At 51.3% G+C, this 22,652-nt stretch carries 21 protein-coding genes; 8 read left to right on the top strand and 13 right to left on the bottom strand.

Annotation, left to right across the window (positions count from 1 at the left end; translation table 11 throughout):
• Positions 1-334 precede the first annotated feature (334 nt).
• Both mobB and mobA read right to left on the bottom strand, forming a co-directional pair.
• The gene (mobB, locus tag ACLJQD_RS20610; RefSeq protein ID WP_010989085.1) at positions 335-850 is read right to left on the bottom strand and encodes a molybdopterin-guanine dinucleotide biosynthesis protein MobB; all 516 of its coding nucleotides are present in this window, start codon (positions 848-850) and stop codon (positions 335-337) included.
• Positions 847-1,431 carry a molybdenum cofactor guanylyltransferase MobA gene (gene mobA / locus ACLJQD_RS20605; protein WP_017441910.1) on the bottom strand — a complete coding sequence of 195 codons (585 nt, stop codon included), beginning with the start codon at positions 1,429-1,431 and terminating at the stop codon, positions 847-849. The genes mobB and mobA overlap by 4 nt, the downstream gene beginning before the upstream one ends.
• 69 nt (positions 1,432-1,500) lie before the next feature.
• Between mobA and ACLJQD_RS20600 the strand changes: the two genes are divergently transcribed.
• The 3 genes from ACLJQD_RS20600 to dsbA all read left to right on the top strand — a co-directional run bounded on the left by ACLJQD_RS20600 (position 1,501) and on the right by dsbA (position 3,473).
• Complete coding sequence (locus ACLJQD_RS20600) at positions 1,501-1,770, top strand: YihD family protein (RefSeq protein WP_000649858.1); 270 nt, start codon at positions 1,501-1,503, stop codon at positions 1,768-1,770.
• A 76-nt stretch (positions 1,771-1,846) separates the two neighbouring features.
• Positions 1,847-2,833, top strand: coding sequence for a serine/threonine protein kinase (locus ACLJQD_RS20595; protein WP_000999264.1), 987 nt, complete (start codon positions 1,847-1,849; stop codon positions 2,831-2,833).
• Between the two features lie 16 nt (positions 2,834-2,849).
• Positions 2,850-3,473, top strand: coding sequence for a thiol:disulfide interchange protein DsbA (dsbA, locus tag ACLJQD_RS20590; protein WP_000725364.1), 624 nt, complete (start codon positions 2,850-2,852; stop codon positions 3,471-3,473).
• Positions 3,474-3,485: 12 nt separating this feature from the next.
• On the opposite strand, the gene ACLJQD_RS20585 is transcribed toward dsbA, so the two are convergent.
• Positions 3,486-4,394, bottom strand: coding sequence for an acyltransferase (locus ACLJQD_RS20585; RefSeq protein WP_017441909.1), 909 nt, complete (start codon positions 4,392-4,394; stop codon positions 3,486-3,488).
• Positions 4,395-4,781: 387 nt separating this feature from the next.
• Between ACLJQD_RS20585 and polA the strand changes: the two genes are divergently transcribed.
• On the top strand, positions 4,782-7,568 hold the full coding sequence (gene polA, locus ACLJQD_RS20580; RefSeq protein ID WP_000249972.1) for a DNA polymerase I: 2,787 nt from the start codon (positions 4,782-4,784) through the stop codon (positions 7,566-7,568).
• Between the two features lie 334 nt (positions 7,569-7,902).
• On the opposite strand, the gene yihA is transcribed toward polA, so the two are convergent.
• Positions 7,903-8,535, bottom strand: a complete 633-nt coding sequence (gene yihA / locus ACLJQD_RS20575; protein WP_000183327.1) for a ribosome biogenesis GTP-binding protein YihA/YsxC — start codon at positions 8,533-8,535, stop codon at positions 7,903-7,905.
• Between the two features lie 239 nt (positions 8,536-8,774).
• Here yihA and ACLJQD_RS20570 point away from each other — a divergent pair, with 239 nt between their 5' ends.
• From ACLJQD_RS20570 to hemN, 3 genes are all read left to right on the top strand, one after another.
• Positions 8,775-8,999, top strand: coding sequence for a hypothetical protein (locus ACLJQD_RS20570; RefSeq protein ID WP_001541209.1), 225 nt, complete (start codon positions 8,775-8,777; stop codon positions 8,997-8,999).
• Positions 9,000-9,117: 118 nt separating this feature from the next.
• The gene (yihI, locus tag ACLJQD_RS20565; protein WP_017441908.1) at positions 9,118-9,633 is read left to right on the top strand and encodes a Der GTPase-activating protein YihI; all 516 of its coding nucleotides are present in this window, start codon (positions 9,118-9,120) and stop codon (positions 9,631-9,633) included.
• Between the two features lie 188 nt (positions 9,634-9,821).
• Positions 9,822-11,195 carry an oxygen-independent coproporphyrinogen III oxidase gene (gene hemN / locus ACLJQD_RS20560; RefSeq protein WP_017441907.1) on the top strand — a complete coding sequence of 458 codons (1,374 nt, stop codon included), beginning with the start codon at positions 9,822-9,824 and terminating at the stop codon, positions 11,193-11,195.
• Between the two features lie 89 nt (positions 11,196-11,284).
• Here the strand turns inward: hemN and ACLJQD_RS20555 are convergent, their stop codons facing one another.
• The 4 genes from ACLJQD_RS20555 to glnA all read right to left on the bottom strand — a co-directional run bounded on the left by ACLJQD_RS20555 (position 11,285) and on the right by glnA (position 15,659).
• Positions 11,285-11,395: a YshB family small membrane protein gene (locus ACLJQD_RS20555; RefSeq protein WP_001578131.1), complete on the bottom strand. Its 111-nt coding sequence runs from the start codon at positions 11,393-11,395 to the stop codon at positions 11,285-11,287.
• Positions 11,396-11,507: 112 nt separating this feature from the next.
• A complete protein-coding gene (gene glnG, locus ACLJQD_RS20550) occupies positions 11,508-12,917 on the bottom strand; it encodes a nitrogen regulation protein NR(I) (protein WP_001188782.1) in 1,410 nt (469 codons plus the stop codon).
• Positions 12,918-12,925: 8 nt separating this feature from the next.
• Positions 12,926-13,975: a nitrogen regulation protein NR(II) gene (gene glnL / locus ACLJQD_RS20545; RefSeq protein ID WP_000146192.1), complete on the bottom strand. Its 1,050-nt coding sequence runs from the start codon at positions 13,973-13,975 to the stop codon at positions 12,926-12,928.
• Positions 13,976-14,249: 274 nt separating this feature from the next.
• Positions 14,250-15,659 carry a glutamate--ammonia ligase gene (gene glnA, locus ACLJQD_RS20540; protein ID WP_001271699.1) on the bottom strand — a complete coding sequence of 470 codons (1,410 nt, stop codon included), beginning with the start codon at positions 15,657-15,659 and terminating at the stop codon, positions 14,250-14,252.
• A 375-nt stretch (positions 15,660-16,034) separates the two neighbouring features.
• On the opposite strand from glnA, the gene typA reads away from it, so the two are divergent.
• The gene (gene typA, locus ACLJQD_RS20535) at positions 16,035-17,858 is read left to right on the top strand and encodes a ribosome-dependent GTPase TypA (protein WP_000572064.1); all 1,824 of its coding nucleotides are present in this window, start codon (positions 16,035-16,037) and stop codon (positions 17,856-17,858) included.
• A gap of 54 nt (positions 17,859-17,912) precedes the next feature.
• Here typA and ACLJQD_RS20530 read toward each other — a convergent pair whose 3' ends face one another.
• From ACLJQD_RS20530 to ACLJQD_RS20510, 5 genes are read right to left on the bottom strand one after another with little or no spacing between them, the layout of a single operon-like run.
• A complete protein-coding gene (locus tag ACLJQD_RS20530) occupies positions 17,913-18,647 on the bottom strand; it encodes a Cof-type HAD-IIB family hydrolase (protein ID WP_017441906.1) in 735 nt (244 codons plus the stop codon).
• Positions 18,632-19,510, bottom strand: a complete 879-nt coding sequence (locus ACLJQD_RS20525; protein ID WP_001736116.1) for an STM4011 family radical SAM protein — start codon at positions 19,508-19,510, stop codon at positions 18,632-18,634. The genes ACLJQD_RS20530 and ACLJQD_RS20525 overlap by 16 nt, the downstream gene beginning before the upstream one ends.
• Positions 19,507-20,748 carry an STM4012 family radical SAM protein gene (locus ACLJQD_RS20520; protein ID WP_017441905.1) on the bottom strand — a complete coding sequence of 414 codons (1,242 nt, stop codon included), beginning with the start codon at positions 20,746-20,748 and terminating at the stop codon, positions 19,507-19,509. The genes ACLJQD_RS20525 and ACLJQD_RS20520 overlap by 4 nt, the downstream gene beginning before the upstream one ends.
• 1 nt (position 20,749) lies before the next feature.
• The gene (locus ACLJQD_RS20515; RefSeq protein WP_001728059.1) at positions 20,750-21,625 is read right to left on the bottom strand and encodes an STM4013/SEN3800 family hydrolase; all 876 of its coding nucleotides are present in this window, start codon (positions 21,623-21,625) and stop codon (positions 20,750-20,752) included.
• A complete protein-coding gene (locus tag ACLJQD_RS20510; RefSeq protein WP_077907247.1) occupies positions 21,618-22,643 on the bottom strand; it encodes an STM4014 family protein in 1,026 nt (341 codons plus the stop codon). The genes ACLJQD_RS20515 and ACLJQD_RS20510 overlap by 8 nt, the downstream gene beginning before the upstream one ends.
• Between the last annotated feature and the right edge of the window lie 9 nt (positions 22,644-22,652).

Raw genomic sequence — 22,652 nt, 5'->3', positions numbered from 1 at the left:
CAGAAGTGAAACGCCGTAGCGCCGATGGTAGTGTGGGGTCTCCCCATGCGAGAGTAGGGAACTGCCAGGCATCAAATAAAACGAAGGGCCCTGTCGGAAGACAGGGCCTTTTGTTTTATCTGTAGTCTGTCGGTGAGCACTCGTTGCGCAGCAACGGCCCGTAGGGTGGCGGGCAGGACGCCCGCCATAAACTGCCAGGCATCAGACAAGTGAAGAAGCCCGTCCGTCTGGACGGGCTTCTTTGCGTGTGTGGTAACTGTAAAAATGTAGGCCTGATAAGCGCAGCGCCATCAGGCAACCTGCACCGCCGGATGGCGGCTCCGCCTTATCCGGCCTACAAGGAACGTGCTTTCTCTAACCACCGCAAAATGAAGGCAGAAATCTGCGATACATCATTAAGATCCAAAACGGGTACCGCTACGGCAAGTGGAATATCACTGGCAACCGCAATAACATGCTCATCAAGAATTAATTCTTCCTCGCTGTGCCCACATCCCTGACGAAAAAGTAAGATCTTCGCAACTGCCTCGTGTTTAAACCCTTCTACCAGCACCATATCCAGCTTTGATGCATCCATCCGGCTCACCAGCCATGCCAGATCCAACTCTTCTTGCCCCGGCGTTTCAGTCATTAACGCCCAGCGCTGCTGACTGGCAACCAGCGTTTGTGCTGCCCCGGCCTTACGTAATTCGTAGCTATCTTTACCCGGTTTATCAACATCCATATCATGATGGGTATGCTTAATCAGCCCTGGCCGAATACCGTGCGCACAAAGTGCTGGGATCAGTTTTTTCAGCAGTGTTGTTTTTCCCGTGCCGCTCCACGCGGCAATGGCGAGTAGCGGTATCATGGTCTCTTTTGCCATTGCGCGAGTTCCTCCGGCGTGTTGACGTTCACAAATGCCTCCTTACAATCGCTGAAATCAACGGCGTGTCCGCCTACCTGGCGCATAAAAATCATTACCCGCCGCTCGCCTGCTTGCAAATAAGCTGTCAACTGGGGCTCAACGGCACGATTAATCAACGCGATCGTTGGATGATCGCGCTCTCCATCATGAACCCAAACCACGGGTGCGCCATGATGCTGCGTTGCTAAACGATCGACCAGGGTGTGGGGGATACAGGGATTGTCACAGGGGCAAAACAGAAACCAGTCGCCTGCTACCTGCTGAAAAACGGAAAGCATACCCGCCAGCGGACCGGGAAAGTCAGCGATTGAATCCGGAATGACTTTCAGGCCGCTGGCCTGGTAGATATCCAGATGGCGATTAGCACTAATGACGACCGTTGCAAGTTGTGGCGCGAGCGCATCGGCAACGTGTCGCCAGAGCGGTTTCCCGTCCAGTTCAAGCAGACCTTTATCCGCACCTCCCATCCGCCGGGCTTTACCGCCTGCCAGCACCACGCCGGTTATTACTTCATCCAGATTCACCGATATCGCCTCTTTTATTGTGGGATTGACCCTGCTACCGTGTCTGTATCAAGAATAAGGAGCACAGCTATGAAATGTAAACGCCTGAATGAAGTCATTGAACTCCTCCAGCCAGCCTGGCAGAAAGAGCCTGATCTTAATCTGACGCAATTTTTGCAGAAACTGGCGAAAGAGTCAGGTTTTGACGGCAAACTGGAAGATTTAACTGATGATATCCTGATCTACCATCTGAAAATGCGCGATTCCGCCAAAGACGCCGCCATTCCAGGGATTCAAAAAGACTATGAAGAGGACTTTAAAACGGCGCTTTTACGCGCCCGCGGCGTTATTAAAGAGTAAAACCTTGTAAGCGGCGCCACCGAAATCGCCACGAAATGATATCCTGAATCATTCGTAGTATTTTCCGGATGATGGGATGAACGACAACGCTTTTACTTTCCAGACGCTACACCCGGAAACCATCATGGATGCGCTGTTTGAACAGGGGATCAGGGTGGATTCCGGGCTGACTCCACTAAACAGTTATGAAAACCGCGTCTATCAGTTTCAGGATGAAGACCGTCGACGTTTTGTTGTTAAGTTTTATCGTCCTGAACGCTGGTCTGTTGATCAAATTCGGGAAGAACACCAATTCGCGCTTGAACTGGTGAAGGATGAGGTTCCGGTTGCCGCTCCGCTCGCGTTTAATGGCCAGACGCTGCTAGCGCATCAGGGCTATCATTATGCCATTTTCCCCAGCGTAGGCGGTCGTCAGTTTGAAGCAGACAATATCGATCAGATGGAGGCGGTAGGGCGTTATCTTGGTCGATTGCATCAGACGGGGCGAAAACGTCCTTTCACTTTCCGGCCTGACATTGGGCTTGCTGAGTATCTTTTTGAACCTCGCCAGGTATTCGAAGATGCCGCACTGATTCCCTCCGGGCAAAAAGCGGCTTTCCTGAAAGCCACTGATACTCTACTGTCTGCAGTTACCGAATGCTGGCGCACCGATTTCGCCACGCTGCGATTGCACGGCGATTGTCATGCCGGCAACATTCTATGGCGTGATGGACCGCTGTTTGTCGATTTAGATGATGCCCGTAACGGCCCGGCGATACAGGATTTATGGATGCTGCTGAACGGCGACAAAGCCGAACAGCGAATGCAGCTTGAAACCATTATTGAAGCTTATGAAGAAGTTAGTGAGTTCGATACGGCTGAAATTGGTCTCATTGAACCTTTACGCGCCATGCGTTTAGTTTATTATCTTGCCTGGTTGATTCGTCGTTGGGGCGATCCTGCGTTTCCAAAAAACTTTCCCTGGTTAACAGGGGAAGATTACTGGCAGCGACAGACAACGACTTTTATTGAGCAGACTAAAATTTTGCACGAACCCCCTTTACAATTAACGCCAATGTATTAATCGGAGAGAGTTGATCATGAAAAAGATTTGGCTGGCGCTGGCTGGTATGGTTTTAGCTTTTAGCGCCTCGGCAGCACAGATCAGCGACGGTAAACAGTATATCACGCTGGATAAACCGGTCGCTGGCGAACCCCAGGTACTGGAGTTTTTCTCCTTCTACTGCCCACATTGTTATCAGTTTGAAGAAGTGCTTCATGTGTCTGACAATGTGAAGAAAAAGCTGCCGGAAGGCACCAAAATGACCAAGTACCACGTTGAGTTCCTGGGGCCGTTGGGCAAGGAGCTCACCCAGGCATGGGCGGTGGCGATGGCGTTGGGTGTAGAAGATAAAGTCACGGTCCCGCTGTTTGAAGCCGTACAGAAAACCCAGACAGTACAATCTGCCGCGGATATCCGTAAAGTGTTCGTTGATGCGGGCGTCAAAGGCGAAGATTACGATGCGGCATGGAACAGCTTCGTGGTGAAATCACTGGTTGCGCAACAGGAGAAAGCCGCGGCTGACCTGCAACTGCAGGGCGTTCCGGCGATGTTCGTCAATGGCAAATACCAGATTAACCCACAAGGCATGGATACCAGCAGCATGGATGTTTTTGTTCAGCAGTATGCTGATACCGTGAAATATTTGGTTGATAAAAAATAAAAAGAACGCCGGTCACTGACCGGCGTTTTTATAAGATGTTTTAATCTCTTCTATCTGTATATCTTTCTTATCCCACAGCGTATTAAGCCAACGTTGAAAACGGCGTTTGAATGTTTTGTCGTTCACGTAATCGCCGTGCAGTTCTTCATTTATGGGTTCCAGTTGCACCCGAACAACAATACGCGTCAGCCTACCGCTTAGCATATCGTAGAAGGGGTGACGATCGTTGTTTGGGTAACACAACGTAATATTAAGCAGCTTATCGAACTGTGAGCCTAAAACATTAATCGCCATTGCAATACCGGCTGCTTTTGGCGGCAACAGATGTTGATAAGGTGAATGCGTTTGCTGACGTTTCTCATGCGTAAATCGCGAGCCTTCAACAAAGTTAACGATAGTGGTGGGATACCGACGAAACTTTTCGCAAGAGCGACGAGTTGTTTCAACATCTTTGCCGCGTCGATCGGGGTGGCGGAGCAGGTAGCTACGGGAGTAGCGCTTCATAAACGGCATATCTAATGCCCAGCACGCCAGGCCGATGAACGGCACCCAGGCCAATTGCTGTTTAAGAAAGTACTTATTCATTGGGATATGCTTGCGGAACAGAACGCAAAGCACAACGATATCGGCCCAGCTGCGATGATTACAAATCAGTAAATACCAATTTTTCTTGCTCAGTCCTTCTAACCCTTCTACATCCCATATCAAGTGCGGATTAAGGCGTAACAGCGCTGCAAGACCAGCACACCAGCAATACATCATGAAATTGCAGAAAATGGAGACCTTGCGCCAGATACCGGGAACAGGCAAAAGGAGCTTTACCATACCGGCAATGATGATCGGTACTGAGCAAACAATAGTGACCAGGATGGTCAATACGATACTCAATGGGAGCGTGATAGCCGCGAGTATTCTCGTCATAATAAATTATTCAAAAGTTAGCCATAAACGGTGCGCGAAAAGGGCGCAAGGGGCTGATTCTATCAGAAAACGATGCTAATGATGGCGCTGAGTGAAATAGAAACACTCGTAACAACTATCCACATTATGATAACGGCATGAATCAGATAATCAGAAAAACGTGATGTTAACAACTCATTGAAAATAATGGGTAATTATTAAGACGAGAAGGCTATCGCGCTGATTTTAAAGTAATGGTAAGAATTTACACACAAAGTTATCCACAGGTTGTTTTGCGAGCGATCCTGAAGATCGACAAAACTTTTCCGCAAATGCGGCGAAAAACTCAAGTTTTCCTCCTGTATGTGGCATCCTTTAACCATAAACTGTTAAACAGGCACGGACATTATGGTTCAGATCCCAGAAAACCCACTTATTCTCGTAGATGGCTCATCCTATCTCTATCGCGCCTATCATGCGTTTCCGCCGTTAACCAACAGCGCGGGAGAACCTACGGGCGCAATGTATGGTGTCCTCAACATGTTGCGCAGCCTGATCATGCAGTATCAGCCGACGCATGCTGCGGTGGTGTTTGACGCCAAAGGAAAAACCTTCCGTGATGAGCTCTTTGAACACTACAAATCGCATCGTCCTCCGATGCCGGATGATCTGCGAGCGCAAATAGAGCCGTTACATGCCATGGTTAAAGCCATGGGGTTACCTCTGCTGGCAGTCTCTGGCGTAGAAGCGGATGACGTTATCGGTACACTGGCGCGAGAAGCGGAGAAGGTGGGGCGTCCGGTATTAATCAGCACCGGCGATAAAGATATGGCACAGTTGGTGACGCCGAATATTACGCTGATCAACACCATGACTAACACCATCCTCGGCCCGGATGAAGTCGTTAATAAGTACGGTGTGCCGCCTGAGCTGATTATCGACTTTCTGGCGCTGATGGGGGACTCCTCGGATAATATTCCAGGCGTACCAGGCGTGGGTGAGAAGACGGCGCAAGCCTTGCTTCAGGGATTGGGCGGCCTGGATACGCTGTACGCCGAGCCGGAAAAAATTGCCGGTCTCACTTTCCGCGGCGCCAAAACGATGGCCGGTAAATTAGCGCAGAATAAAGACGTAGCGTACCTGTCTTATAAACTCGCCACCATTAAAACGGATGTTGAGCTGGAGCTGACCTGCGAACAGCTTGAAGTGCAGCAGCCGATTGCGGATGAACTGCTGGGCCTGTTTAAAAAATATGAGTTTAAGCGCTGGACGGCGGACGTTGAGTCAGGCAAGTGGCTACAGGCAAAGGGCGCGAAACCGGCGGCCAAACCGCAGGAAACGGTCGTTATTGATGAATCGCCCAGCGAACCGGCAGCGGCGCTCTCTTATGAAAATTATGTCACGATTCTGGACGACGTTACGCTGGAAAGCTGGATTGAAAAGCTGAAAAAAGCGCCAGTTTTTGCTTTCGACACGGAGACCGACAGCCTGGATAATATCGCCGCCAACCTGGTGGGCCTCTCGTTTGCCATCGAACCTGGCGTTGCCGCGTATGTACCTGTCGCGCATGATTATCTGGACGCTCCGGATCAAATCTCCCGCCAGCGTGCTCTGGAACTGCTGAAGCCGCTGCTGGAAGATGAAAAAGTGCGCAAAGTGGGGCAAAACCTCAAGTACGATCGCGGCGTCTTGCAAAATTACGGTATTGAGCTGCGCGGTATCGCCTTCGATACCATGCTTGAGTCTTACATTCTGAACAGCGTCGCCGGACGCCATGATATGGACAGTTTGTCCGATCGTTGGCTGAAGCACAAAACTATCACCTTTGAAGACATTGCCGGTAAAGGTAAAAACCAGCTCACCTTTAACCAGATCGCACTGGAGGAAGCGGGGCGCTATGCGGCAGAAGATGCGGATGTCACGTTACAGTTGCATCTCAAAATGTGGCCTGAGCTCCAGCAGCACAAAGGCCCGCTGAATGTTTTCGAAAACATCGAAATGCCGTTGGTGCCGGTACTGTCACGCGTTGAGCGCAATGGCGTAAAAATCGATCCTGCCGTCCTGCACAAACATTCGGAAGAAATCACACTACGTCTGGCGGAACTGGAAAAGAAAGCGCATGACATTGCGGGCGAGGCGTTCAACCTGTCCTCGACGAAGCAGTTGCAGACTATCCTGTTTGAAAAGCAGGGTATTAAGCCGTTGAAGAAAACGCCTGGCGGCGCGCCGTCAACGTCGGAAGAGGTGCTGGAAGAGCTGGCGCTGGACTATCCGCTGCCGAAAGTGATTCTGGAGTATCGTGGTCTGGCGAAGCTAAAATCCACCTATACCGATAAGCTGCCGCTGATGATTAACCCGAAAACCGGGCGCGTCCATACGTCCTATCATCAGGCGGTAACGGCGACGGGACGTTTATCGTCCACCGATCCGAACCTGCAAAATATTCCGGTGCGCAATGAAGAAGGCCGCCGCATTCGTCAGGCATTTATTGCGCCTGAGGATTATCTCATCGTGTCTGCGGACTATTCACAGATTGAGCTGCGTATTATGGCGCATCTTTCCCGTGATAAAGGACTGCTCACGGCGTTCGCCGAAGGGAAGGATATTCACCGCGCAACGGCGGCGGAAGTCTTTGGCTTGCCGCTGGATAGCGTGACCGGGGAACAGCGCCGAAGTGCGAAAGCCATTAACTTTGGCCTGATTTACGGGATGAGCGCCTTCGGTCTTTCTCGCCAGCTTAATATTCCGCGTAAAGAGGCGCAGAAGTATATGGATCTCTACTTCGAACGCTACCCTGGCGTGCTGGAATATATGGAGCGCACCCGCGCTCAGGCAAAAGAACAAGGCTATGTGGAAACGCTGGAGGGACGCCGCCTTTACCTGCCGGATATTAAATCCAGCAACGCGGCGCGGCGCGCGGGGGCGGAACGCGCGGCGATCAATGCTCCCATGCAAGGAACGGCTGCCGATATCATCAAGCGCGCCATGATTGCCGTCGATGCCTGGCTACAGGCCGAGCAGCCACGCGTGCGGATGATTATGCAGGTACACGATGAATTAGTGTTCGAGGTGCATAAAGACGACTTAGATGCGGTAGCAAAACGTATCCATCAGTTGATGGAAAACTGCACGCGTATTGATGTGCCGTTGCTGGTGGAAGTCGGTAGCGGAGAAAATTGGGATCAAGCGCACTAAGCATTTAAGGAATAACGCGCTTTTTTCGTAATTAAGCAACATAAGCACGGGGGTTTTGTGATGGGTATTAGAATTCCCTATGTAAAGAATGAAAAAAAATTACGAAAAGGTCTTTCTGTGTTGCTCAAAAAAGAGTAAAGTTATTCACGTAGGGTACAGAGGTAAGATGTTCTATCTTTCAGACCTTTTACTTCACGTAATCGGATTTGGCTGAATATTTTAGCCGCCCCAGTCAGTTTATGACTGGGGCGTTTTTTATTGTGCGCAAGAAAAGTTTCGCTCACACCGTAGGCCGGATAAGACGCGCAGCGGCGCCATCCGGCATAGCGGGTGATTATTCCCCGTCCTGAATCTCTTCGACCGGTGCCAGTTCACTAAACCAGCTATCCAGCTTCTGACGTAACTTATCCACGCCCTGCTTTTTCAGCGAGGAAAACGCTTCTACCTGCACATCGCCATTAAAAGCCAGCACGGCTTCACGTACCATATTCAACTGCGCCTTGCGCGCGCCACTGGCCAGTTTGTCCGCTTTGGTCAGCAGAACCAGAACCTGGATATTGCTCTCTACAGCCCACTGGATCATCTGTTGGTCGAGGTCTTTCAACGGATGGCGGATATCCATTAAAACGACTAAGCCCTGTAGGCTTTGACGTTTCTCCAGATATTCCCCCAGCGCGCGTTGCCATTTGCGTTTCATCTCTTCCGGGACTTCCGCGTAGCCATAGCCCGGCAGGTCGACCAACCGTTTGCCATCTACGACTTCAAACAGGTTAATCAATTGGGTACGGCCCGGCGTTTTAGAGGTGCGCGCCAGGCTTTTTTGGTTGGTCAACGTGTTCAGGGCGCTGGATTTGCCTGCATTGGAACGGCCAGCAAAAGCCACTTCAATTCCGCAATCGGAAGGTAAATGGCGAATATCAGGCGCACTCATCACAAAATGCGTCTGTTGATAATTCAGGTTAGTCAAAGCGGTCGTCTCCGTCAGTCAAAGCATTGTGGCGATTATACCTGAACGCCAGCAAAAGACGGATTTTTCGGCGCGGCGGTGCTGTAAGCAAAAGCCATACGCTTTGTGAGACATTGTCCATTGCACTTATGCGACATGACAGAGTCGTTGTCAGGCTCAAAGCCAGTTAATATAGTTAAATCATGAATTTATAGAAAGGTAATTGTCTGAAAAAAAGGGATTTGCCGTGTCGGTATCTTGTGAGTTTACCCCAAAAGAGTAAAGTAATGCACATAGCGAGGACGCTAACAGGATCAACGACTCAGGATGAGGGTCAGGAGCGCCAGGAGGCGAAGACACAGGATTGTCAGGAAGACAAACGTCCGGAGACGTTAGTAAAAGGAAATGGAAACAACATGGAATGTTCCAGGCTAAGGGAAAAACAGGGCGTGTTGATAGCCAACAGGGATGGTGGAACCCGTTAAGGGTCGTGAGTCAAGAAAAAAGGCGGCAGATTACTCTGTCGCCTTTTTTCTTTGCTTGCTTTCTGCTAGATTCCGCCTCAATTCTATACTGAATAAAACGGCTTAAAGATCTGACATCATGAAAAAACCAACCTCTGCACCGCGCAGTAAAGCCTTTGGCAAACAGCGTCGTAAAACGCGTGAAGAGTTAAACCAGGAGGCGCGCGACCGTAAACGCCTGAAAAAACATCGCGGTCATGCGCCGGGAAGTCGCGCGGCGGGCGGCAATTCCGTTTCGGGCGGCGGCAATCAGAATCAACAAAAAGATCCACGTATTGGCAGTAAAACACCTGTTCCATTGGGCGTGACTGAAAAAGTGACCCAACAGCATAAACCGAAAAGTGAGAAACCTATGCTTTCACCGCAGGCGGAGTTGGATTTACTGGAAACGGATGAGCGCCTGGATGCGCTGTTAGAACGTCTGGAAGCGGGCGAAACCCTGAGTGCGGAAGATCAAGCCTGGGTAGATGCCAAACTGGATCGTATTGATGAACTGATGCAGAAGCTTGGTCTGTCTTACGATGACGACGACGAAGACGACGAAGAGGACGAGAAGCAGGAAGATATGATGCGCCTGCTAAGAGGCGGCAACTAACGGGTTTACACCGTGGGCTTGCCCGTCCTGCTTATAACCCTTCCGGTTATATGTTATCTGGTGTGGTTATTCGTTAAACTACAGCGATTGTCGCGGCGACAGAAATGGCTGCGCAGCCGGCTTGCCGCCCGTCATGGCGTGAAGCCGGTACGCCGTACCCGCCAGAGACGCCATCGGAAGGAGTGAGCATGTCTGAACAGCAAATAGACTGGGATCTGGCCCTGATCCAGAAATATAACTATTCCGGGCCACGATATACCTCGTACCCAACCGCGCAGGAGTTTTCTGAAGACTTCGAGGACGCCGCATTCTTGCAGGCTGTGGCGCGTTATCCTGAACGTCCGCTCTCGCTGTATGTGCATATCCCGTTTTGTCACAAGTTGTGTTATTTCTGCGGCTGCAACAAGATTGTCACCCGCCAACAGCATAAAGCTGACCAGTATCTTGACGCGCTTGAGCAGGAAATTCGCCATCGCGCGCCGCTGTTTGCAGACCGTCATGTCAGCCAGCTTCACTGGGGCGGCGGTACGCCTACTTACCTGAATAAAGCGCAAATCAGCCGCTTAATGACGCTGTTGCGTGAAAATTTCCACTTTAATACCGACGCGGAAATCTCGATCGAAGTCGATCCCCGTGAAATTGAGCTGGATGTGCTCGATCATTTACGTGCGGAAGGTTTTAACCGCCTGAGTATGGGCGTGCAGGACTTTAATAAAGAGGTGCAGCGCCTGGTTAACCGCGAGCAGGATGAAGAATTCATCTTTGCGTTGCTTAATCACGCCCGCGATATCGGCTTTACCTCGACCAATATCGATTTGATCTACGGTCTACCGAAACAGACGCCGGAAAGCTTCGCTTTCACGCTGAAGCGTGTGACGGAACTGAACCCCGATCGTTTGAGCGTCTTTAACTATGCGCATCTGCCAACGCTTTTTGCCGCCCAGCGTAAAATTAAAGATGCCGATTTACCCAGCGCGCAGCAGAAACTGGATATTTTGCAGGAGACCATCGTATCGCTTACTCAGGCCGGTTATCAGTTTATCGGGATGGACCATTTTGCCCGTCCGGACGACGAACTGGCCGTCGCGCAGCGCGAAGGCGTGCTGCACCGTAATTTTCAGGGCTATACGACCCAGGGCGATACCGATCTGCTGGGGATGGGGGTTTCTGCTATCAGCATGATTGGCGATGGCTACATGCAGAACCAGAAAGAGCTGAAGCGTTATTACCAGCAAGTGGATGAGCGGGGCAATGCGCTATGGCGTGGTATTACGCTGACCCGTGATGATTGCATTCGTCGCGATGTTATCAAGGCGCTGATTTGTAACTTCCGCCTGGATTTTAACGCTGTCGAACAGCAGTGGGGTTTGCATTTCGCTGAGTATTTTGCCGAAGATTTGCAGTTACTGTCGCCGCTGGCGAAAGATGGGCTGGTGGATATTAGCGAGAAGGGAATTCAGGTGACGGCGAAAGGTCGTTTGCTGATTCGCAATATCTGCATGTGCTTTGACGCGTATCTGCGCCAGAAAGCGCGGATGCAGCAGTTCTCGCGCGTCATTTAGCCGGGTTGCCCGGTGGCGCTGCGCTTACCGGGCCTACACGTTGCGACAACCTGTAGGCCGGATAAGCATTAGCGCCATCCGGCACATTGTCAGCTGAACAGTCCCACCAGCGCGGCACACAACACGGCGGCTAGCGCAGTTTGTGGCGTGTGGCTGTCGACCGCTCCACTCGATACCAGATTAATAATAGATTCTAACATAATGAATCCCCCCGTTTGCCGGGCATGATCATACTGAACTCATCGGAACAGTAAAGCGCAAAATAGCAGCGTTTTGCGCTCAATTATTAATCTTTACACTCGCGGGTAATGTTTACTCCATTCCCAGCTCTTTCAACTTCCGCGTTAGGGTGTTTCGCCCCCAACCGAGCAGCCTGGCGGCTTCCTGTTTATGACCCTGCGTATGGCGTAACGCCGTGGTCAGTAGCGTTCTCTCCAGTTCTGGCTGCGCTTCAGAAAGCAGGTTTTGATGACCGGATCGCAAGGCGCGGTCCGCCCATTGCGCCAGTAATGTAGCCCAGCTATCCGGCGGCAGGTGGGACGGGCTATCCGGCGCCGAGGCTTCAAACAGTTCGCCCGGTAAATCCTGGATCAATACCTCCTGTCCGGCGGCCATGACGGTGAGCCAGCGGCAGGTATTTTCTAACTGACGCACGTTACCAGGCCATGCCAGGCGCGTTAACGCCGTTTCGGTTTCTGGATGTAATAATTTGGCTTCCACGCCTAATTCACGGGCGGCGACCTGCAAAAAATGGCGCGCCAGGCGCGGAATATCCTCACGGCGTTCACGCAACGGCGGAAGATGGATACGAATCACGTTCAGGCGGTGGAACAGGTCTTCGCGGAATTTCCCTTCCTGAACGCGTCGTTCGAGGTTCTGGTGGGTGGCGGCGATAATGCGCACATCCACTTTTACCGGCGCGTACCCGCCCACACGGTAGAACTGTCCGTCAGCCAGCACGCGTAACAGACGAGTCTGGACATCCAGCGGCATATCGCCAATTTCGTCCAGAAACAGCGTGCCGCCGTCAGCCTGCTCGAAACGGCCCTGCCGGATGGTATTCGCCCCGGTAAAAGCGCCTTTCTCATGGCCAAACAGTTCGGATTCAATCAAATCTTTCGGGATGGCCGCCATATTGAGCGCGATAAACGGCGCTTTGGCGCGTGGGCTATGGCGATGTAGCGCATGGGCGACCAGTTCTTTACCGGTTCCTGATTCGCCGTTAATCAGCACGCTAATCGAAGAACGCGACAGCCGACCAATAATGCGAAACACATCCTGCATGGCGGGCGCTTCGCCTATCATGTCTGTTGTCGGGCCGTTAACCTCGATATTACGCGGCTGCTGCTGCTCCTGATAGTGGCTAATCGCGCGCTCGACCAGAGCGACGGCTTCATCAATATCAAACGGTTTAGGCAGATAATCAAACGCCCCCTGCTGATAAGCGCTCACGGCGGCATCTAAATCGGAATGCGCGGTCATAATGATGACCGGAAGCATCGGATGACGTTGTTTAATCTGCTTTAATAGCGCCAGCCCGTCCATTCCTGGCATTCGGATATCCGACAGCAAGACGTCCGGCGTTTTACTGGCCAGCGCAGCCAGTACTTCATTACCATTCTCAAAAGTGGTACAGGTCAACCCTGCCCCGGCGAGAGCACGTTCAAGCACCCAACGGATGGAACTATCATCATCGACGACCCAGACTATTCCTCGTTGCATAAACACCTCTATTTCCGAATCGGCAGGTAAACCGAAAACTCGGTATGCCCCGGCCAACTGGTAAATTCAATTTTGCCGGCGTGTTGATCGATAAGATTGCGGGCGATAGATAACCCAAGCCCGGTGCCGCCTTCGCGACCGCTGACCATCGGGTAGAACAGCGTATCCTGTAAATGGGGAGGAATGCCCGGCCCATTGTCTTCAACGTCTATACGCGCCGCCAGGCGATAGCGTTCGCCATGCAGCGTTAACTGGAAGGCGGTACGGGTACGCAGCGTAATTTCGCCGCCATCCGGCCCCAGCGCCTGCAAGGCATTGCGGACAATATTCAGCAGTACTTGCTCAATTTGTTCCGGGTCATGCGGCAGTTCTGGCAGACTGGGGTCGTAATCGCGGATAAGCCGGACATTATCCGGCAGTTCCATCGACACCAGCGCCACCACGCGCTCCGCGACTTTATGTATGCTCTCGGTAATGTGCATTCCCGGGTGCTGCGGCCCCAGCAAACGATCGACAAGGTTGCGTAGCCTGTCGGCCTGTTCAATGATGACTTTGGTATATTCCGTTAGCGCCGGGTCGGGCAGCGCCTTGCTGAGTAGCTGCGCCGCGCCGCGCAGGCCGCCGAGCGGATTTTTGATTTCGTGCGCCAGACCGCGCACCAGATCGCGGGCGGCGATTTGCTGCGCGTGCTGCAACTGCTCCTGACTCAGACGACGCTGGTTATCCATCGGCGCCATTTCGAGCAGTATAAAATCGTCGGGCAGACGTTGGGCGGTCAAAGAGAGAATATGCGAGCGACTATCAATCACCAGCGTCACTTCGTTATCGGTAAAGCCTTGCCCTGCCGCTAAACTTTCGCGCATCAGGTCAATGTTTAACGAAAAATAGCTCAACAGTTCAGGTAACGGCGTCCCGAACAGTTTGCGTGAGCTTTGCGCGAGCAACTGCTGCGCGGCAGGGTTGGCGTAATGGATTGCCAGCGCGTCGTCGACCACCAGCACGCTGTTGATTAACGAATTGAGGATCTGCCCAGCATCGGGCTGTATGCCGCTTGCCATTCAGCAGTCTCCTGGAAAAGGTTGCACCATTTTAGTGCATTATAGCTTTTTACCACTAAAAAGCGCGTGAGATCAGATTGTTGGTGGAGAAAAAAGCCCATCCTGGGATGGGCTGAAAGTTTCCACGGCAACTCAAAAACTCCTGACGCCTTTCACGCTGCTGCTGCGTTGGCTGCCTTCGCTTACCCCAGTCTCATCGCTATCTATGCTCCTGGGGATGTGCTCAGTTGCCGCCTTGCAGCAACGCGAAATTCGTCGGATTTTTAATATACGATTAAACGCTGTAGTACAGCTCAAACTCTACCGGGTGCGGGGTCATACGCACGCGGTCATCTTCTTCGCGACGCAGCGCAATATACGCATCGATCGCTTCATCCGTGAACACGCCGCCTGCTTTCAGGAACTCGCGGTCCAGATCCAGCGCGTTCAGCGCTTCTTCCAGAGAACCCGCTACCTGTGGGATCTCTTTCGCTTCTTCCGGCGGCAGGTCATACAGGTTTTTGTCCATGGCTTCGCCCGGGTGAATCTTATTCTTAATCCCGTCCAGACCGGCCATCAGCAGGGCGGCAAAGCACAGATACGGGTTAGCCGCCGGGTCCGGGAAGCGAACTTCGATGCGGCGCGCTTTCGGAGACGCCACCACTGGAATACGGATGGAGGCGGAACGGTTACGGGCGGAGTAGGCCAGCATCACCGGCGCTTCGTAACCCGGGACCAGACGCTTGTAGGAGTTGGTGGTCGGGTTCGCCAGGGCGTTGATGGCTTTGGCGTGTTTGATGACGCCGCCGATGTAGTACAGCGCTTGTTCAGACAGGCCGGCATATTTGTCGCCAGAGAACAGGTTGGTGCCGTTCTTCGCCAGCGACATGTGGCAGTGCATACCGGAACCGTTATCGCCGAACATTGGTTTTGGCATAAAGGTCGCGGTCTTACCGAAGCGGTGAGCCACGTTATGCACGACATATTTGTAAATCTGAATTTCGTCGGCTTTTTTGGTCATGGTGTTAAAGCGGGTCGCCACTTCGTTCTGACCTGCGGTCGCTACTTCGTGATGGTGCGCTTCAACGACCAGGCCCATTTGCTCCATGACCAGACACATTTCAGAACGGATATCCTGCGCGGAGTCAACTGGCGGAACCGGGAAATAACCGCCTTTCACGCCCGGACGATGGCCTTTGTTGCCGCCTTCGTACTTGGTAGAGGAGTTCCAGGCGCCTTCAATATCGTCAATCGCCACATGTGAGCCGGAGATAGATGCGCCGAAGCGGATGTCGTCGAACAGGAAGAATTCAGGTTCCGGCCCAAACAGGACGGTATCGGCGATACCGGTCGCGCGCAGGTAGTCTTCCGCACGTTTTGCGATGGAACGTGGGTCACGGTCATAACCTTGCAGAGTGCCAGGCTCCAGGATGTCGCAACGGATAATCAGGGTAGAGTCCGCGAAGAACGGGTCGATAACTGCAGTGGACGCATCGGGCATCAGCACCATGTCGGATTCGTTAATGCCTTTCCAGCCGCCGATAGAGGAGCCGTCAAACATTTTGCCTTCTTCAAAGAATTCGGCATTTACCTGATGAGCAGGAATCGTGACGTGCTGTTCTTTGCCTTTGGTATCGGTGAAGCGCAGATCGACAAACTTCACTTCGTGCTCGTTCAGCATCGTCAAAACGTGTTCAGCGGACATACTTGTACTCTCCCGGATTGGTCATGGTCGGTCGTCGTGGTAACGAGATCTTCAATTCTGCTGGCCGTGTCGCCGTAAAAATATAAAGCGAAATCTGTGCCAACTTTCACATTGCCCCCAAAAGGCGTTATCATGCGGACCATCGTGCAAAAGGGCTGCACCGCGGTGATTATGTTGCACCAAAATAGTGCTTTAATGTGAACATTAAGCACCACATTGGTGCAATAGAACGCAAGCCACCCTTTTAACGCTCCGTGAAAGCGATCACAAAGAGACTCTGCAATACTTGTTTGCGGAGGATGTTTGTGATCCTGTTTTGTAGTGCGATTAATCCGTGTACAATAACGCGCTATTTCTAATGCCTGAGGCAAAGTTGTGATCGAAAATTTGCGTAACATCGCCATCATCGCGCACGTTGACCATGGTAAAACTACCCTGGTTGATAAGCTGCTCCAGCAATCCGGTACGTTCGACGCGCGTGCCGAAACTCAAGAGCGAGTGATGGACTCCAACGATTTGGAGAAAGAGCGTGGTATTACTATCCTCGCTAAAAACACCGCTATTAAATGGAATGATTACCGTATCAACATCGTTGATACTCCCGGGCACGCTGACTTCGGTGGTGAAGTAGAGCGCGTCATGTCCATGGTTGACTCTGTGCTGCTGGTGGTTGACGCATTTGACGGCCCGATGCCGCAAACGCGCTTCGTGACCAAAAAAGCCTTTGCTCATGGCCTGAAACCTATTGTGGTTATCAACAAGGTTGACCGTCCTGGCGCGCGCCCTGACTGGGTTGTTGACCAGGTATTCGACCTGTTTGTTAACCTCGACGCGACCGACGAACAGCTGGACTTCCCGATCATCTACGCTTCGGCGCTGAATGGTATCGCGGGTCTGGACCACGAAGATATGGCGGAAGACATGACCCCGCTGTATCAGGCGATCGTTGATCATGTTCCGGCGCCGGACGTTGACCTCGATGGTCCGTTGCAGATGCAGATTTCCCAGCTGGACTACAACAACTACGTTGGCGTTATCGGCATTGGCCGTATCAAACGCGGCAAAGTGAAGCCGAACCAGCAGGTCACTATCATCGATAGTGAAGGGAAAACCCGTAACGCGAAAGTAGGTAAAGTGCTGACGCATCTGGGTCTGGAGCGTATCGACAGCGATATCGCCGAAGCGGGCGATATCATTGCGATCACCGGTCTGGGCGAGCTGAACATCTCCGACACCATCTGCGACCCGCAGAACGTTGAAGCGCTGCCGGCGCTGTCCGTTGATGAGCCGACCGTGTCTATGTTCTTCTGCGTTAACACCTCGCCGTTCTGCGGTAAAGAAGGTAAGTTTGTGACTTCTCGTCAGATTCTTGACCGTCTGAACAAAGAGCTGGTGCATAACGTGGCGCTGCGCGTTGAAGAAACCGAAGATGCGGATGCGTTCCGTGTATCCGGTCGTGGCGAACTGCACCTGTCCGTGCTGATTGAAAATATGCGTCGTGAAGGTTTCGAACTGGCGGTTTCCCGTCCGAAAGTTATCTTCCGTGAAATCGACGGTCGTAAACAAGAGCCGTACGAAAACGTGACGCTGGACGTCGAAGAGCAGCACCAGGGGTCTGTCATGCAGGCGCTGGGCGAGCGTAAAGGCGACCTGAAAAACATGAATCCGGACGGTAAAGGCCGCGTACGTCTCGACTACGTGATCCCAAGCCGCGGGCTGATTGGTTTCCGTTCAGAATTCATGACCATGACTTCCGGTACGGGTCTGCTGTACTCCACCTTCAGCCACTACGACGATATTCGTCCGGGTGAAGTGGGCCAGCGTCAGAACGGCGTACTGATCTCCAACGGTCAGGGTAAAGCGGTGGCGTTTGCGCTGTTCGGTTTGCAGGATCGCGGTAAGCTGTTCCTGGGTCACGGCGCGGAAGTTTATGAAGGCCAGATTATTGGTATTCACAGTCGCTCCAACGACCTGACGGTAAACTGCCTGACCGGTAAGAAACTGACCAACATGCGTGCGTCTGGTACGGATGAAGCGGTGATTCTGGTTCCGCCAATTAAAATGAGCCTTGAGCAAGCGCTGGAGTTCATTGATGACGACGAACTGGTAGAAGTCACCCCAACCTCTATCCGTATCCGTAAACGTCACCTGACGGAAAACGATCGCCGCCGTGCGAACCGTGGTCAGAAAGAAGAGTAATTAACGTTCTTACGGATAAAAACCCTGTCGAAATGAAAACTCGGCGGGGTTTTTTTATTCACATTGATAAAGGGATAAGGTTGCCAAAAAATCAGCAATCGCTGGCGTATTATGCCGACCAATGACGCTATCCGCATACATCTTTGCCCGAGCGCTGGCATTCCCCATCGCGACGCCCAATCCGGCTAAACGTAGCATTTCCGCATCGTTATCATTATCGCCAAACGCCATCACTTCGCGCATTGCGATATGCTGTTGCTGTGCATATCTGGCGAGGCTTTGTCCTTTGCTACACCCCTTCTGGAGAATATCCAGTTGATGATGCCAGGACCAGGTACAGCTTAGCTGTAATTCATGCTGTATAAACTCAGCAATATTTTGTAGTTGTTTTATGTGCCGATGAACGACGCTGATTTGCCAAATATTCTCCCTACTGCTTAGCTCATCAGCCTGAAAGATTATTTTATCATCAGCACGAATTGTCGGTTTAAGCGGATATACCCGCGCCAGTATTTTTTCCGTTTGTAAGTGCGTCAGCGGCAGCGGGTGAAGGACCTGCTGTTGAGCCGGTTGATAAATATAACTTCCGTTACAACAGATCATCGGTTCGGTGAGCGCCAGCGTTTGATAATACGCATAGGCTTCACGATGAGAGCGACCGGTGACAAGCATTATTCGGCAGCCCATGTCCTGCATCTGACGGATAGCGGTTAGCGACTCTGGCAGAATTTGTTTATTACGGTTTAGCAGCGTTCCATCAAGATCAAAAGCGATTAAACGATATCGCATGAGCGCCCGATCCTAAAACAGCGTGAGGTATCCAGGTGATTCAGCAATGGAATATCGAGACGGTGCTGATAAGCGAGAAAACAGTGGCATTGTTTTGCCTGGCAGGCGGGAGAATTAAGCCGTTGCTGATATAAATTACCCATTTTAATTTTGCTGATATGACAAGCAAAAAGATCGCCTTCTGCATTCATAAAAATACTTTTTCTTCCTGCGGTACAGATATCCAGCTGCGCTGGCCACTGCTGTGTTTCAATCACATACAGCGGATCGAGTTCGCCGAAGGCGATGGTTTCCTCCACGGTATGCCGGGTATTGGCACACTCGTTGGCGTTAAACCAAAAATAATTCTGGTCAGGCAACCGCTGGCGTAGCCAACGAAACTGGTCGATATCTTTCATACTGGCGACAGCCCCCGCGCACCAGGTTATTCCGGCGGCAGAGAGCGCTAAACACTGCTGGAGAAAGCGCTCAGCGGTAATTTGTGAGGGATGAAAAGAACACCATAACCGAAGCTTTGAGATATCTCCGCCGCCGGCACGAAATGATTCCAGCAATGACATTAACGAAAAAGAGGCGTTAGTTTGTATGCCGACCGCCTGAACATGAGGATAGCGGCTAATTTCTGCCAACGCCGCCATGTAATAACGCAAGCGTAGCGCCTCGCCATAAGGCGTAATCATCACATTCAACGGCGTACCTAAAAGAGGCAAATGGTCAACCATGCGCCATAGCGCGGCTTCGTCGCGTTTTTTATCGTTACGGGCGTGTTTATGGAACGGGCAATAGCCGCAATGATAATTACACGATTTAAGATAGCCGCGATAAAACAGCGTGTGAATATCGCGCAGGGCGGGGGCGCTCATCTCTGCCGATTCTCCCGTAGCATCACCTCAGGCGAAACGAACACAGGTGCAAGGCAATCGGATAATGCCATACCGGTCTCCGTTAGCCGGAGGCGATTGCCATTCTGATAACAGTAGCCCTGCCGTATAAAGCGTTCCAGGTCGGGGAAATCCCTTAGCGCATCGCTGGCAAAATATTGCTGATAATCGCTAAGAGAAAGTCCCTGCCAGAAAAATAGATTTTTAATGATAAAGCGGCGTTTCATTTCATCAGGGGGGAGCAGATAACCGTGATGAATGACGGTTTTATCCGGGCTGTCGATAAACGCCTGAATGATTTTTCGTGATGTCTGCAGGTTCGACGACCACGGCGAACAGTAATGCAGATTGCCAAGATAACTTCTGCCGCCCGCGCCGAGCGCCAGTGAGTTTTCAAATCCGCAGCTTTCCGCCGCGGCGGATGGCGCTGGATTAAGGACGAAACGGCGCATGGACGTTTGGGTGTAGCCCGCGTTGCGTAAAAGATCGCGGGCTAAAACGTAGTAGCCATGCATATTTTCCTGGCGAGGCATATTATAAAGCGGATAAAGAAACAGCTCTTCCGGTTGATAAACGAGCGCCTGATGTAACGATTCCGTCAGGCTTGCGTGAGTCTGTCCGGGAATACCGTAAATAATATCAATATTGAGTGATGGAAAATGACCCGCCTTTAGCCATTCCAGCGCCTGGTGCGCGCTGGCGGCATTATGGCGGCGGTGCAGCGTATGTAACTCGCTATCATGAAAACTTTGTACGCCAATACTGACGCGATTAACGGAAAAGGCGTTTAATAGCGCTACTTTTTCTGCCGTGGTATCCGTAGGGGAAGTTTCAATTGTTTTATAAATATTCCAGTCAACATTGAGCACATCAAAGACGGAAAAAAATAACCTCTCTAATTGCGCAATGTTTAATAGCAGAGGTGTGCCGCCGCCTACGGTAAAGCTTGCCCAGTGGACGGGCGCCAGCGCCATTTGTTGGCCCTGGGTAATAATCGCGTCGATATAGCTATCAATGAACGTATTCTCTGCGCCAGTGCAGGTAAATAAATTACAGAACCCGCAGCGACTTTGACAAAACGGCATATGAACATACAGATGTGTGTCGTGCTCGTAAATCCGCGGTTTTACTTCGCTAAAGCTGACGTTCTCCAGCTCCCGATAAGCCGTCTTATGCGGATAACTGTACATATACTGACGATAAATATCATTGTTATTCATATTAATGATTACAGCTCAGCAAGAAATGCATATAGGGAACGGTATTAACGATCGGATGATTAAAACTATGGAAATATTTCCCGTCTTCGCCATAGCAGGTACCGTGATCGGAACAGATAATAACGAACGTTTCGCCGCCGGTTTGGCGGAAAATGTTTAGTAATCCGTCGATGCGGGCGTCGATATAGCGTAGCGCGGCGGCATGGGTCTCAACGGTATCGCCAGGGGCCGCGCCCTCCACGTAAAAATGGTTAGGGTAATGAATCGTGTCGATATTGATATACATCATGACGGGTTGGCTGCCAGCACGTTCGGCCATGATTTTCTGGATATAATGGATCTGGTTATCCATACTTTCTTTAACCGTACAGGCAAATCGTGGATGCCAGTAACTCTCTTTAAACATCGATGGGAACACTTTTCCCATGCCGGAGCGGTTATTAAAGAAAGAGACGCCGCCAATACAGATGGTCTGGTAGCCTTTATTTTCCAGACTTTTTATCCATGTTGCGTCATCAAAGGCAAATGCATTTTTCGGCCCTTTACGACCAAGTCCGATATCTTTTGGGAAAAACAGCATGGTCTGATTAACGGTATCATCAATAGGTTTTGGCATAAAACCTGAAAACATGGCGTGATGCGAAGGCCAGGTGAAATTACCGGCCGCCTCGCATTTCGTCCATTGTCCATAATGATTAAGGTTTGGCGTATTTCCGGCGGTTTGTTCCTGAAGCGCAATATCGTAGCGTAACGAGTCCAGCACAATAAAAAGAATATGAGCGTTATTACTAATTAGCGTATTCATATCGAATTCGCCATCGCCTGTGTCAATCGACGCGTGTAGCGAGACGGGGACTTCATCCATTGAATTATACATTTTGCTTCCTCATGGCCCGGATTTGCGCCTGATAAATTAGATTATTCTGCTGCGCATCCTGATAAATCAAATCACCCTGGCCATTAATTTCAATAATATAAGGCGTCAGGCTGGTAGTAAGTAAAACATCAATACCCGCTAAGCGAATGCCAGGAAAAAGTCGCATGGCATTTTGACAGAGCGTATCGATCTCAGTCACTTTTGCGGCAGATAACTCCAGACTTTCGAAGCAGTAAGCCTGGTTTTGCAGATGTAAGTTAGTAATGGGCTGCGAGGAGGTTCTGACCACTCGCCAGATAATTTCGCCATCCAGACAGACGATACGTAAATCATAGGTTTTATGCTTCACGCTGGCTTTGGGCAGCCACTGTTCGACGAGGTTTTCCTGCTGAAGAACGCCATCAATAATGAGCTGGATATCTTCTTTCTGACGATACTGTTGGATTTTTTTGCTGTTAAATAGCTGTTGTCCTGATATGGCAATCGCGCTGTAAAGCACCTGCTTTATGCCATCAGGGTGGCGGCGCAAAGCGATAACGCCCGCCGCGCCAGAACCCAGCGAGGGCTTAATGAACACGCTGGCGACCCTTTTTTCCTCCATGATGGCGGTGAGCTGTGCAAAGCTTTTTACGTCTTCCGCTACCAACGGCGGCGTGGGGATGCCGTGTTCCAGTAAGCGCCGCTTGCAGCGTTTTTTATCCAACAGGTGAATGAGGCCCGCCGGATGGTTAAGCCAGGTGACGCCAGGACGCGCCGCCATGTTCTGCAAAAAATGGATATAGTCCAGACCGATCGCGTTTATTTTGCGGATGTCTGTTTCACTGTGTACTGGCGGGTCGATTTTAACGATGCCAGAGGTCAGCGAAGCGTCCAGCGCTTGCGGATGAGTCAGCGCCGTGACGGGTTCCCCAAGTACGGCGGCAGCCTGCATAAAATAATGCGTGCGCTTGCTCTGACGGGGGCCAATGAGCGTAATCACAATAAATCCCTTTATCGTTGTGTAGGGGAATGTGCACATTCCCCAACA

Origin of the sequence: Salmonella sp. SAL04214, assembly GCF_046550615.1 — a bacterium.
Classification (GTDB): Bacteria; Pseudomonadota; Gammaproteobacteria; order Enterobacterales; family Enterobacteriaceae; genus Salmonella; species Salmonella enterica.
Note: the sequence above shows the minus strand (reverse complement) of the source record. Positions and strands in the feature narration are given on the sequence as shown.

Excerpts from the sequence above, each read along its gene's own strand:
- ACLJQD_RS20600 (WP_000649858.1), top strand. The coding sequence starts at position 1,501 with ATGAAATGTAAACGCCTGAATGAAGTCATTGAACTCCTCCAGCCAGCC.
- polA (WP_000249972.1), top strand. The coding sequence starts at position 4,782 with ATGGTTCAGATCCCAGAAAACCCACTTATTCTCGTAGATGGCTCATCC.
- ACLJQD_RS20585 (WP_017441909.1), bottom strand. The coding sequence starts at position 4,394 with ATGACGAGAATACTCGCGGCTATCACGCTCCCATTGAGTATCGTATTG.
- dsbA (WP_000725364.1), top strand. The coding sequence starts at position 2,850 with ATGAAAAAGATTTGGCTGGCGCTGGCTGGTATGGTTTTAGCTTTTAGC.
- mobB (WP_010989085.1), bottom strand. The coding sequence starts at position 850 with ATGATACCGCTACTCGCCATTGCCGCGTGGAGCGGCACGGGAAAAACA.
- ACLJQD_RS20595 (WP_000999264.1), top strand. The coding sequence starts at position 1,847 with ATGAACGACAACGCTTTTACTTTCCAGACGCTACACCCGGAAACCATC.
- ACLJQD_RS20555 (WP_001578131.1), bottom strand. The coding sequence starts at position 11,395 with ATGTTAGAATCTATTATTAATCTGGTATCGAGTGGAGCGGTCGACAGC.
- hemN (WP_017441907.1), top strand. The coding sequence starts at position 9,822 with ATGTCTGAACAGCAAATAGACTGGGATCTGGCCCTGATCCAGAAATAT.
- ACLJQD_RS20515 (WP_001728059.1), bottom strand. The coding sequence starts at position 21,625 with ATGTATAATTCAATGGATGAAGTCCCCGTCTCGCTACACGCGTCGATT.
- glnG (WP_001188782.1), bottom strand. The coding sequence starts at position 12,917 with ATGCAACGAGGAATAGTCTGGGTCGTCGATGATGATAGTTCCATCCGT.
- ACLJQD_RS20510 (WP_077907247.1), bottom strand. The coding sequence starts at position 22,643 with ATGTGCACATTCCCCTACACAACGATAAAGGGATTTATTGTGATTACG.
- glnA (WP_001271699.1), bottom strand. The coding sequence starts at position 15,659 with ATGTCCGCTGAACACGTTTTGACGATGCTGAACGAGCACGAAGTGAAG.
- ACLJQD_RS20530 (WP_017441906.1), bottom strand. The coding sequence starts at position 18,647 with ATGCGATATCGTTTAATCGCTTTTGATCTTGATGGAACGCTGCTAAAC.
- ACLJQD_RS20520 (WP_017441905.1), bottom strand. The coding sequence starts at position 20,748 with ATGAATAACAATGATATTTATCGTCAGTATATGTACAGTTATCCGCAT.
- yihI (WP_017441908.1), top strand. The coding sequence starts at position 9,118 with ATGAAAAAACCAACCTCTGCACCGCGCAGTAAAGCCTTTGGCAAACAG.
- glnL (WP_000146192.1), bottom strand. The coding sequence starts at position 13,975 with ATGGCAAGCGGCATACAGCCCGATGCTGGGCAGATCCTCAATTCGTTA.
- ACLJQD_RS20525 (WP_001736116.1), bottom strand. The coding sequence starts at position 19,510 with ATGAGCGCCCCCGCCCTGCGCGATATTCACACGCTGTTTTATCGCGGC.